The organism is Adhaeribacter arboris (genome assembly GCF_003023845.1).
Taxonomy (GTDB): Bacteria; Bacteroidota; Bacteroidia; order Cytophagales; family Hymenobacteraceae; genus Adhaeribacter; species Adhaeribacter arboris.
Genome location: NZ_PYFT01000001.1, coordinates 6,520,422 through 6,533,098 on the forward strand (window position 1 = coordinate 6,520,422; position 12,677 = coordinate 6,533,098).

At 41.8% G+C, this 12,677-nt stretch carries 9 protein-coding genes; 7 read left to right on the top strand and 2 right to left on the bottom strand.

Annotated elements, in window-relative coordinates; genetic code table 11:
• Positions 1-44: 44 nt before the first annotated feature.
• Both AHMF7605_RS26395 and ggt read right to left on the bottom strand, forming a co-directional pair.
• Positions 45-1,217: a dipeptidase gene (locus tag AHMF7605_RS26395; RefSeq protein ID WP_106933628.1), complete on the bottom strand. Its 1,173-nt coding sequence runs from the start codon at positions 1,215-1,217 to the stop codon at positions 45-47.
• 149 nt (positions 1,218-1,366) lie between these two features.
• Positions 1,367-3,094 (bottom strand): gamma-glutamyltransferase, encoded by a 1,728-nt coding sequence (gene ggt, locus AHMF7605_RS26400; protein WP_199200312.1) that lies wholly within the window; start codon positions 3,092-3,094, stop codon positions 1,367-1,369.
• A gap of 541 nt (positions 3,095-3,635) precedes the next feature.
• Here ggt and AHMF7605_RS26405 point away from each other — a divergent pair.
• The 7 genes from AHMF7605_RS26405 to AHMF7605_RS26435 all read left to right on the top strand — a co-directional run bounded on the left by AHMF7605_RS26405 (position 3,636) and on the right by AHMF7605_RS26435 (position 12,562).
• Complete coding sequence (locus AHMF7605_RS26405; RefSeq protein WP_106932942.1) at positions 3,636-4,226, top strand: Crp/Fnr family transcriptional regulator; 591 nt, start codon at positions 3,636-3,638, stop codon at positions 4,224-4,226.
• Between the two features lie 136 nt (positions 4,227-4,362).
• Positions 4,363-4,992 carry a hypothetical protein gene (locus AHMF7605_RS26410; RefSeq protein WP_106932943.1) on the top strand — a complete coding sequence of 210 codons (630 nt, stop codon included), beginning with the start codon at positions 4,363-4,365 and terminating at the stop codon, positions 4,990-4,992.
• Between the two features lie 403 nt (positions 4,993-5,395).
• On the top strand, positions 5,396-8,707 hold the full coding sequence (locus AHMF7605_RS26415; protein WP_106932944.1) for a choice-of-anchor tandem repeat GloVer-containing protein: 3,312 nt from the start codon (positions 5,396-5,398) through the stop codon (positions 8,705-8,707).
• Between the two features lie 503 nt (positions 8,708-9,210).
• The gene (locus AHMF7605_RS26420; protein WP_106932945.1) at positions 9,211-10,275 is read left to right on the top strand and encodes a DUF6588 family protein; all 1,065 of its coding nucleotides are present in this window, start codon (positions 9,211-9,213) and stop codon (positions 10,273-10,275) included.
• 141 nt (positions 10,276-10,416) lie between these two features.
• Positions 10,417-11,172 carry a class I SAM-dependent methyltransferase gene (locus AHMF7605_RS26425; protein ID WP_106932946.1) on the top strand — a complete coding sequence of 252 codons (756 nt, stop codon included), beginning with the start codon at positions 10,417-10,419 and terminating at the stop codon, positions 11,170-11,172.
• A gap of 356 nt (positions 11,173-11,528) precedes the next feature.
• Positions 11,529-12,173 carry a TMEM175 family protein gene (locus tag AHMF7605_RS26430; RefSeq protein WP_106932947.1) on the top strand — a complete coding sequence of 215 codons (645 nt, stop codon included), beginning with the start codon at positions 11,529-11,531 and terminating at the stop codon, positions 12,171-12,173.
• 44 nt (positions 12,174-12,217) lie between these two features.
• A complete protein-coding gene (locus tag AHMF7605_RS26435) occupies positions 12,218-12,562 on the top strand; it encodes a Rieske (2Fe-2S) protein (RefSeq protein ID WP_106932948.1) in 345 nt (114 codons plus the stop codon).
• Positions 12,563-12,677: the final 115 nt, after the last annotated feature.

The window sequence follows — 12,677 nt, forward strand, 5'->3', positions numbered from 1 at the left end:
AAGAGAATAATTGGGGTAATACTACCTGTTTTCCCGATCAAGTTTTAAGGTTGGTTGGCTTCCCACACCCGGATAAAATTACCACCTAAAATTTTCTGGATGTCCCGTTTACTATATCCTCTTTCCACTAATCCTTTGGTAATGTTCGGAAACTTCGAAACATCTTCCATGTCTTTCGGCGAAGATGAAATTCCATCGAAATCAGAACCCAATCCTACGTAATCCGCGCCTACTAATTTTATAATATAATCAATATGATCCAGCAGCAAAGATAAAGGGGGACGGAGAGCATCGGTTTCTTGCGGGTATTTTTGGGTAAAGTAAGCGCCTATATCTACTCCTTTTATTTTTACCAATGAGTCCAGTTCCGGTTTGTGGGCGTCCAGAAAAGCTTTGCTGCGCTTAGTATAAGCAGAATCTATAAAATTAGAGGCAAAGTTTATCTGAATAACCCCTTTGTTTTTGGCAATTGCTTTAATTTGAGCGTCTTTTAAATTGCGGTGGTGCGGGCAAATGGCATAAACCGAGCTGTGCGAAGCAATAACGGGCTTAGAAGTAGTTTGAATAACATCGTAAAAGGTTTGTTCCCCCACGTGACTTATATCCACCAACATGCCCAAGTCGTTCATGCGTTTTACTACCTTGCGGCCAAAGTCGTTTAAGCCTTTCTGTGGGTTCGGGATTTTATTAGTCGATTCATCCAGCGAAGAGGTAGCCCAAGCAGTGGAATTATTCCAGGTTAAGGTTAAGTAGCGAACACCGCGGGTAAATAAACTATCCAGGTAAAGCATATTATCTTCTAGCATGTGGCCGCCTTCAACGCCAATCATCGCAGCCAATTTATTATGCTTTACCACTTTCTTTAACTCCGAGGGAGTTTTTACCAGTACCATTTTGTCCGGATTACGGTTGGCAATAGCGTACAACGAATCTATTTCGGTATTGGCGTATTTAAAAGCGGTGTTATTGCCGTACGTTTCGTCGCACCAAACGGCAAAAATCTGGGCATCCACTCCGCCTTTTTTCAACCGTTTAAAATCAGTATGCGCTTTACCGGTTAAATTCTTTTCAATGGGCATTCCTTCCATTATAGCCGCATACAGCACATCGTTATGCGTATCCACCACAATCGCTTTTTCGTGCCGTTTTATGTAGCTCTGAGCGCAGCCCGAAATAACCGTAACTAACCCTACAAAAAGCAGAATAAAGTATTTCATGTTTACATTTACCAGATATCTTTTACCAGGTACCATTTACCAGGTACCATTTACCAATTAAGATTTATCATTTACCATTAACTTACTAGTTGATTTTACAGTAATTGTGATAATAAATATAGCAGATGGTGATTGGTAATTGGTAAATGCTAATGACCTACTGCTTTGCCATCGAAACTACGGGAATCGGCGCCGCCGTATAGTAATTTCTTGTTGTGGTCGATGAATATACCCATAGCCGAGCCAATGCCTCCCACTTTAATTAGTGGATGGCCCATTGATTCGTATAATTTTTGTGTATCCGGCGAAAAACCTAATTTTTCAAACGAAGTAACATTGGGTAACCATTGGTGGTGGATACGGGGAGATTCAATGGCTTCGGCTACGTTCATTTTATGATCCAACACGTTTAAAATAACCTGCATGGTAGTATTAATAATAGTCCGGCCACCCGGGCTACCGATAACCAATACGGGTTTACCGTCTTTAGCCACAATAGTAGGCGTCATGCTGGATAACATTCTTTTTTCCGGAGCTACCAGGTTCGCAGGCGTTCCAATTTGGCCTTTATTGTTGGTTATGCCCGGTACCGGATTAAAATCACCCATTTCGTTGTTGAGCAGAAACCCAGCGCCCGGTACTACTATTCTGCAACCATAGGAATTCTCGAGAGTGTACGTGAGCGATACGGCATTGCCTTCTTTATCCACTACCGATAAATGCGTTGTTTCCGGGCTTTCCGGACGCAGGTAAGCCGCGGTAAACCGAGCCGAATCACTCACCGAAGCTTTGGCTAGGTTAATAGTTGTTCGGAGCTTTTCGGCGTACGGTTTAGAAAGTAATTGCGGTAAAGGCATATTCGCGTTAAAATTAGGATCACCGATGTACTGGGCTCTATCGGCATACGCCCGGCGCATGGCCTCGGTCAGAACGTGTAAGTACGAGCCGGAATTTGGACCCATTTCGGTCAGGTTAAATCCTTCCAGAATATTTAACATTTCTACTAAAGCCACCCCGCCGGAGCTGGGAGGCGGCATGGAATAAATATCATAACCGCGGTACGTACCATGGATGGGCTTTAATTCTTCGGCCTGGTATTTTTCTAAATCTTTTGGGGTTATAATGCCGCCATTGGCCTTCATAAAGTCAACCAGAAGTTGAGCGGTTTTGCCTTTATAGAAACCAGCGGCGCCGTGCTTTTTTATGCGTTTTAAGCTGTTGGCTAAGTCTTTTTGTTTCCAAATTTCGCCGGGTTGGTACTTGGTTGCGCCATTTTTTAAGAAAGTAGCGGCGGTAGTAGGATATTTGGCTTTATTCGCTTCGATGTAGTCTAAAAAATCTTGCATGGCCCAGGTAGAAACGAATCCTTTTTTAGCCAGTTTAATAGCCGGGCGCACCAATTCCGCCCATTTTAATTTACCTAATTTTTGATGCGCCAGGTACAAGCCCGCCACCGTGCCGGGTACCCCTACCGACAAGAGTCCTTCGTGGTTCGAATTATTTTTAATTTTTCCGTTTTCGTCTAAATACATGGTAGCGGTAGCGGCCAAAGGCGCTTTTTCCCGGAAATTGAAAGTGGTCTGGTAACCATTGTGGCCGTGGTACACCAAAAAACCACCGCCGCCAATATTGCCCGCGGAAGGAAGGGTAACGGCTAAAGCAAGAGCAGTGGCCACCGCGGCATCTACGGCGTTTCCTCCTTTTTTAAGAATTTCATCTCCTGCCTGCGAAGCTAAATAATGGCTACTGACCACCATTCCGTTTTGGGCAGGCGCTGGAATACGGCCACTTTGCGAAAAGGAAGGAAAAGCGTAAAAGAATAATACCCATAAGCTGAGAGAGTAATATAAAAATACCTTCATGGTGCGTGTCTTCATTTTAATCTTTCTGAACCGGAACTACTTTAACTTACTATTGCTAGAATAAATAACTTTACTCGATTTCTTAAAGTGTTACGATCGTTCCGGTGAAAGGTATAAAACCTAACTTAAAACTACTACGCTGCTCATTAGGGCATTACTACCAGAAAGGAAAGGTTATTCTACAAGATTAAATTTTTTCTTTCTACTCATCTACCGGAAAGATGACTCCGTTATAAAATTTTATTTCTCTACTGTTCTTTACTCACTCGTTTTGCAAAATTTGCAATAAATTTTTTTATTCATCTTTGGGTATTAATTCTATTCATAGGCACTTTTTTAAAGAAAATATTGCCCATTTAACGTCTGGCTTATACTCGCCCTCGGGTGCTACCTGTTGTTCGGAGTTTAACGAGAACAATGTTTATACACAGAAATAAACAGAAAATTTGAATTTGATTAATTTAATAATTTTTATAAATTAGTCGCTGTTACCTGAATCTTTTAGTTCTGCCTGATTCTTAGTTTTTAAGTTTAGAAGATTTAAATTCTACCGGCTATGACCGAAAAGCTAAAACACTATTGTAGACAAACTGCTGGTCTGCCGGAAGAGGACTTGGCCTTAATAGATGTTTATTTCCACCCCATTACACTCCGGAAAAAAGCTTTTTTATGGCGTACCGGCGAGATATGCAGCCTAATCGGGTTTGTGAGCCAGGGGGCCATCCGGCATTATTTTTATAAAGAGGGAGAAGAAAAAACCTGCGGTATTTCCATAGAAAACATGTTTTTTACCGATTATGATAGTTTGTATAACCATGTGCCCACGCCTACTAATTCACAAGCTATTGAAGATTCCGTAGTGCTCACCATTACCCGGCCCAACTTGCAGTTGCTTTACCAGCAAAGTCCGCGGTTTGAATCTTTTGGGCGAATGATGGCCGAAAAAGCTGTGCAAACCGCCTCGGAACGGGCTGCCTCCCTCTCTTGCGATACTCCGGAAGAACGTTATCTTTCTTTGATGGCTCAAAACCCGCAATTATTCCGGCGGGTGCCACAAAAGTATATTGCCAGTATGCTGGGTATCAGCCCCGAAAGTTTGAGCCGCATTCGCAAAAGAATTTTATCACCGGCTAAAATCTTAACTTAAGTCAAGAATATTCCGGGCTCCTCGCCCTTAGTTTTGTAAGGTAATAACCTGATGACAACCAGCTAAATACTAGTAATATTTTCGGTTAGCTCCGTCAGGAGTAAAAAATCATAAAACCTTTCTAAGCTAAAAAACCATGGAACAAACCTTAACCATTCCGTCAACCGCGGTAACAACCGACAACAATCAAGCTTTTCTAAAAGCCTGGAAAATGAACCACATTTTGGCTAATGCGCTGGGATTAGGTTTATTGCATACTCTTATTGCGCACGGCATAGCCGGACCGCACGCAGTTTCCTTAACCGTTACCCAATTCGTATGGCACACGGTTTCTATTATCTTTTTTGCTTTACTGCTCAATGGGCTGCAAAACAAGGCTTTACAGCATAAATTTACCCGGCAAACCTTTGCCGATGCGGGTTATTTTGGGGTGCTAATGCCGCTGTTTTTCTGGCTGGGCTACTACACGTTGTACATTCCGTTTGATATTATTTTCATGTATTTAACTATTGGTATCCTCAATGCTTGGCGGTTAAGAAAGTATTTTGCGGATGCAAACAGATGGGCCTGGCAAATAATACTATCTCTGGCTCTCGGAGCTGCCGTGGGGGTAGCTTGTGGCTTTGGGGCTTATTTTGGTTTTATAAAAGATATGAAGGGGATGGGGGCAGATATACTTCTTTGGATCTTTATCAGTATTCCGGCCAGTTTCACTTACGCTACCATTAGCCAGGTGTTTCTGAAAAAGCAGTTGCAATCCGTTTAACTATCTGCCAGAGTGCCGGTCTGAATTGTTAAAAAAACAGCTTGGCATCTATATGAGAAAATGCCCTTGCATTTGGAAATAAATACAGTTTAAAAGTTTTAAATTCTAAAAGTTTTAAATTTTAGATTGGTTTGGTTGCATTTACGGGTGAATAAGCTAAACAATTTTTATTTACCGGCTTGCAACCATTCTTTCTAAAATCTACTCTCTACTCTTAATTATTATTCTGATTAGCTTATTAATCAATTGTTTATATGGTGTAGCAGTACTAAGTTTTTCCGGCAAAGTTCTTTAAATAGTCTATCAAAAAATTAATAGCAATTACGAAAATCGCACTTACTAAAATTGAATAACCTAACCCTTTAAACATTTAATAATCCACTTAACCCTATTTAATTTAACTATGAAACAATTTTTACCTTCCCTTTTCGGGGGAAGCCATCTTCTTCCATGGTTGGTTTGCAACCCGCTTATACTCTTCTTTTCGCCCCGGTTAGTACCCGCCAAAATAGTTGTGGTACTGCTTATTTTGCTTACGTGCCGGCAAGTTCAAGCCCAGGAGGTATTAATGGGTCTAACCTCTGATTACGGTTTACAAGGCGGTGGTACTGCTTTTTCCGTTAAAACAGATGGTACTAGCTTTGCGGTGCATAAAACTTTTACTAAGCTGGGTTCTAACCCTGGCGGGGAGTTGCTGCAAAGCAAGGATGGCAACTTTTATGGGATGACTGCTCGCGGAGGCGCCAGTAATTACGGAACTATTTTTAAAATGACGCCCGCGGGCAAAGTTACTATTATGTTTCATTTTGCCGGCTATGATGGCAATGCACCGGTTAGTAATAATCTTATACAAGCCAAAGACGGTAACTTTTATGGGATGACCTCCTCCGGGGGGATGAATAATAACGGAGCAGAACCCGGCGTGGCCTTTAAAATAACTCCCGGCGGGGAGTATAAGGTAATTTATAACTTCACCCGTAACGAAGGGTACCGGCCTTACGGCGATTTACTGCAAGGCCCGGATGGCAACTTTTATGGCATGACCTATTACGGCGGTACTTTTGATAAGGGTACTGTTTTTAAGTTAACGCCAACGGGTACACATACCGTCCTGCATAATTTTAACGGTACTTCCCGGGGCGGCTGGCCAACCGGTAATTTAGTGCTCGGCAACGATGGCAATTACTATGGCCTTACCACGAGCGCTGGTGCTAACCAGTTGGGTACCGTTTTTAAAATAACTCCTACCGGTGCCTTTACTTTGCTGCATACCTTTGAATTAGCTACCGGGGGTACTCCTGTCGGTAGCTTGGTGAAAGGGAAAGACGGCAACTTCTACGGCGTTACCACGGCCGGCGGCGATAACTATAGCGGTACTATCTTCCGGATAACGGCCAAAGGCATTTATAAAGTACTCCACCATTACGGCTTCGATGCCATAGGGGATACTCCTAAAAGAAGTTTGATACTGGGAAAAGATGGCAACTTGTACGGAACCACCATGAACGGCGGCGATTGGTTTAACGGAACGATTTATAAAGTAACACCTAATGGTACCGTAAGTGCTTTACACGCTTTTTCTCCAACCGAAGACGGCGGGCGGGCAAGCGGTCTGATGCAAGCTTCGGATGGCTATTTGTACGGCATGAACGAAATCGGTGGACCTCAAGGGGATGGTGTTATCTATCGTATTTTACCCAATGGCAGTAATTTTAAAAAATTAGTAGACTTGCCCGGTTCTTTTGGCGGGGTAGCTCCCCGGGGTGGTTTAACACAAGGCCGCGACGGCTTTTTCTACGGCATGACCGAATGGGGCGGGGAATTTAATCACGGTACTATTTTCCGGTTGTGCTCCGATGGCTCCTATAAAATATTGCGGTCATTGGATGATGTAAACGATGGAGGATACCCGCGGGGAGACTTGCTACTGGGGAAAGACGGCAATTTTTACGGTTTAACTAGCCACGGCGGGGTTAATGGCAGCGGTACTTATTTCCGGATGACGCCTAAAGGTGATTTTACCGTGTTGTATTCCTTCCAGAACGACGATACCGGTTATTCGCCCTGGGGTACTTTATTGGATGGCAACGATGGCTATTATTACGGCATGACCAATGCCGGAGGTGATTTTTTAGCCGGGGTTATTTTCCGGGTTACGTCAAATGGCGATTATACCGTATTGCACAGTTTTGATAATTACGAGGATGGTTCCTCACCCCAAGGCAATTTAATTAAAGGTAAAGACGGTAATTTCTACGGTTTAACCAACGTAGGCGGAGATTATAATACGGGCACTTTTTTTAAAATGGCTCCTAATGGTACCGTTACCAAACTGCATTCTTTCTACCAATACGAAGATGGTGACAAGCCATCCGGTAGCCTGGTGCAAGGCAAAGACGGTAATTTTTACGGGATGGCTGCCCGGGGTGGTAAAAACGGACATGGTACAATTTTTAAATTTACCCCCGCCGGCAAAATAACCGTTCTGAAATTCATGACGGATGAGATCTCGGATGGCGCTAACCCGCACGGTAGTTTGATAATGGATAAGGAGGGCAACTTTTACGGTTTAACCTGGGGCGGCGGGCATAACTTTAGCGGTATCGTTTTTAAAATTACGCCGGAAGGCAATTATACCGTTCTGCACCACCTGGATGGGCCTACCGAAGGCAGAAGCCCTTTTGGTAGTCTGATTTTCCGGAAAGCTAATCCAGTAGCCTACGCGCAGACTGTTACTACAGCGGTGAATACGGCCAAAGGCATAACCTTAAAAGGCACGGGTGGCAGTCCGCTGGTGTACGAGATTATCTCCCAACCAAAGAATGGAACGCTAAGTGGCTCAGGGGCCAAACGCACCTACACCCCTAATACAGGTTTTAGCGGTACCGATTCGTTTAGCTACCGGGTTAGTTGGGGCTGCCAGAGTTCTACTACAAAAACCGTTACCATTCAAGTGGGTACTTCTGTGGTTAATACCATACGGATAAACAGTGGGGGAGGGGCGCTCAGTACGTCGCAGGGTAGTTTTATTGCGGATATGTACTTTAGCGGCGCTACCAGCGTGTCGAGTACCACCACCGCTATAACCAATACTACTGACGATGGATTGTACCAGGAGAATCGCCGCACCAGCGCTGCCGGAGGTAGTTTCCAATACGTTATTCCGGTGAATAAAGGTACCTACCTAGTAAGGCTGCATTTTGCCGAAATTTATTATAAGACCGCTGGTCAACGCAAGTTTAACGTGACCGCAGAAGGAACCAGTTGGTTGAATAACTACGACATTTACCAAGCGGCGGGAGGAGCATTAAAAGCAATTGTAGTTACCAAAAACATAACTGTAACGGATGGCACCCTGGACCTAAATTTTGTGTCTACCGTGGATAAAGCTTGTGTGTCGGCGATTGAAGTGCTGCCGGCGGCCGGAATAGAACAAGTAACCTCCGATATTCCTGCAAGAGGGGAGAGGGAATTGGTAACGCGCCTGTATCCGAACCCAGTTACGAATAAGTTTACCGTAGATTTAAAAGTACCCGCCGAGCAAATTAGAATTTCTATTATAGATGCTTCGGGTATTCCAGTAAAAACCAATATTCAACCCCAGGTAGATGCCGGTAAATTAGAATTTATGGTTGACCAACTGCCGCCAGGTTTGTACACTTTACTGGTGAATTCTACTGGTAATCAGCAGATTTTACGATTTATTAAAAAGTAAGTATTTACAAAAACTCGAAATAAATAATTTCGAGTTTGGTTAGGCGTATTTATAGCTGTAAAGCAGATAGGACTTGTTCCAGTCTCTGGAGAGAGTTGCTAAAGTAGTTTGAATTGTTCTTGTTTGTTTCATAGCCGCTGTACCTTAAAAAATGTATCCAGACTATTCTAAGTCTTTTCCTCCTGTCGTCAAATCCTCGATGGCAGGAGGAATTCTTATAGTCTACCGTAGCCAAATTAGTGTTAGTTTTTCCTTAATACCTGGATCAAGCTGATAGAAGAAAACCTGTTTTTTCTAATTTCTATTTAGCAAGATATATTCCGTCCTAATAAATTAGAGAACGAGTTGCTCCCCTTTATTTTCAAACAGGCCTTTAAATTATTTTAATTTTGGAACTTAAGCTAGTTATTATGACTTAGCCAAAATAACTGCTACAGTTGTAACAGACGGCCTTTTTACTTCTTTTTTAAAAATCTTTTTTGCACTTTACTTATTTACTAAAAATGAGAAAAACGTATCTTCTTATTTTAACTATTGGTTTATTCTTAATAAAAAATTCTGTTTTAGCTCAATCCGAAACGGCTGAGTTAATAAAAAGTGGAATTATAAATGCCGAACTATTAGCAAAAGCGTATGGTACTCCTTTAAGTAAGGCTTTCGGTACCGATATAAATACCGGCTGGATAACCACTGGCCAGGCTTTTAAACCAGGACGTTTCGAAATTCGGGTATTTGCCAATGCTTCATTTGTACCCCAAAAAGATCGGACATTTGATGTAAGTACCATTGGTTTAAATTCAAACGTTCGGGTAGCTCCGGGTAGCGGAACCGTAGCTCCAACCGTTTTTGGCGATGATACTCCCGGTCCATTATTAAACGTTTACGCCATTCGCCCCGACACCAAGCAAGAAGAACAAGTAGCTTCTTTTAACACTCCCGAAGGCATTGGCACCCAGGTAGCGCCTATTCCAATGGCTCAGGTAACGATTGGGCTGGTAAAAGAAACGGAGTTGATGGTGCGGTTTATTCCTAAAAGTACCATTGGTGATTTTGAAGCAGATTTATGGGGTGTTGGCCTGAAAAATAATGTGGCGAAATGGCTTCCTGGTTTAAATAGATTATCTTTTGATATTGCAGTGGCCGCAGCTTATTCGGCTTTTAGATCGAGTTATGGCTTACAATTAAGGCCCCAAAACAACGTTGCGAATCCTAACCCGTTAGATTATACGAACCAGAAAGTTGTTTTTAATACCAAAGCTTTTGCTGCCCAAGTGATAGCCTCTAAAACTATTTCGGTGATTACGGGGTATGCGGGAGTAAGTTATGGCAAGAGTAATACTACTACTGCGATGTTAGGCAATTATCCCGTTACGGTTCTACGCGAACAGCCTTCTTACACCCGGGAAATCCAAAATATAATTAATCCGGTAAATATTCCAACCGAATACAACCAACTGGGATTAATGGGTGGCTTCCGTTTAAAATTATCGGTTTTGAGTATTAATGCCGAAGGAACTTTAGCAAAATACCCTACTGTTTCGGCTGGTATAGGTTTAGGTTATAACTAAATAGCTGTGGTTTGTTACCCGCTATTCTTTCTTGTAATTCGAAGCAAAATGCTTGAATTTTCAAATCAATAATAACTGCTTATATATTTCCGGGATTTTGCTGCGTTGTAAATAAAAGCAAAGTTTGCTTAGGAGAAACGAATGCCATTATTTTTAAAATTCAGCGGGTTTATTTTAATTCTGGTAGTTATTAGCCGGCCTTTGGGTTGTAATTATGATAGCCAAGCCACTACCTCTAACCTGCCTGCCGATTCGCTGTACGTATACAAACCGCCAGTAGATCCCAATGGAATTGGCAAGTACTACCGGGGCCGTCAAATTGCCTATACAATGGGTCATTCCGAAGCTAGTTGGCTCGAGCGTACCGAACGGGAAAAAGAAGAACGTACCGATTTATTATTGCAGGCGTTAAATCTTCGACCTACTGATGTTGTAGCGGATATTGGAGCCGGAAGCGGCTACATGACCTTTCGCATTAGTCCTTTGGTGCCGAAAGGTAAAGTACTGGCGGTTGAGGTGCAACAGGAATTTTTAAATATGTTGTTAGATAACCGTATTTTAAACAATGCTTTTAACGTGGAACCTATTCTGGGCTCGTTACGCAATCCTAATTTGCCGAATCAAAGCGTAGATGTTGCTTTGCTGGTAGATTCGTACCACGAGTTTTCTTATCCGCACGAAATGCTGTTGGCCATTAAAAAATCTTTAAAAACGCACGGCCGGCTCGTGTTAGTAGAATATAAAGCCGAAGATCCTTACGTACCCATTAAAGCCTTACACCGGATGTCACAGAAACAGGCTGTAAAAGAAGTTACCGGTGTTGGCCTGAAATTCGTGGAGAACCAAGGTATTTTGCCCCTTCAGCACATCCTCGTTTTTGAAAAGACTACAAAATAAGCGCTGCTTTTTGCTAATATTTTCTTCGGGAATTTTTTCGATTGTCTTGCCTAATGGTACGTGTCTTGTTAATTCGTTAAAGAAAAAATCAAATCTGTACTTTTATAAAAAAGCCTTTCTGATGTACTGGAAAGGCTTTTTTATATATTCTTTATCCTTTGGGTATTAATAAGAAAGAATAATTTTATGATGAAATTTAAATTAGCGATATTATTTCTTAATTAATACTTTAAAAAGCGGTCAAAATCATTTAAGAATCTAATCTGTTTAAAACCATTTACTTCTATTGGGTTGGTTTTACCGGATTAATAAATTTAAAATTGCTTCAATTTTTAAACATCAAACGGCTTCAGTAAATGGATACTTTTTCAGATAAATCAAAAAGAGAATTTCAGTTAGAAAGAATGATTCTTTTTAGTGATGCGGTATTTGCTATTGCTATTACCTTATTAGTGATCGAGATTAAAGTACCCCACCTGGAAGTGCAATCCGACCAAGCCGTAATTCAGGAGTTGCTTCATTTATTACCAAAAATATTGGGTTTTATTACCAGCTTTTTTGTAATCGGAATCTATTGGACGGTCCATCATCGTATTTTCGGCACTGTTATTAACTACAATGCAAAATTACTTTGGCTTAACTTGTTATTCTTGTTGAGTATTGCTTTAATGCCATTCAGCACGGCTCTGTACAGTGAATTTTACATGCCGCACTTAATTGTACCGTATTTATTTTACACCGTTAATATTTCTTTAATCGGAGTACTAAACTATACCATAGTAAAACACATTAACAATCCAAAGAACCAATTAAAAGAAGAATACGAAGAACCTAACTTGGTAAAAGCAGCTTATGCCCGGGCCCTTATGATGCCCATTATATTTATTATAGGTTTAATAGTTGGCTTGCTTACTTTCCCTGCATTAGGCCGATTGTGCCCTGTTCTGATTCCTGTTTATTTAACGTTAGTAAATAAATGGTTTCGCCCAGCCCGTAATTAAATCAACCATTCTCTGCAATTTGTTTTAGCTGATTTATTTTATTTATGCCTGAATTCTCCCCTACCCGGCAACATAAATTGTTTGATTCTATAGCTGCGGCAGAACAATCTTTACCCTTAGGCAAACCTCAAAAATTATGGGTAACAGGCCGGGCAGAAGCTATTTGTTTGGTCAGAACGCGTAAAGGTATTTTTGCGGTTTCGGATGTTTGCCCGCACCTTGGCGAGTCGTTAAGCAAAGGCACTACTAATTACCTAAACGAAGTAGTATGTCCCTGGCACAGTTATCGTTTTTCTTTGCTCAACGGCCAGGAATGCACTAATCGAACATCCAATCTGAAGACCTTTCCGGTGAAGGTACAACCCGATGGAATTTATCTGCAGTTGTAATTTAAAAATAATTAGCCATAAATACCAAGGCCGTAGAAAGGGCGAACACTGACTACGGCCTTATTACAGCGAATTTTTTCCTTTGATTATCGTGCTTCCAATTGTGTTTTTACCA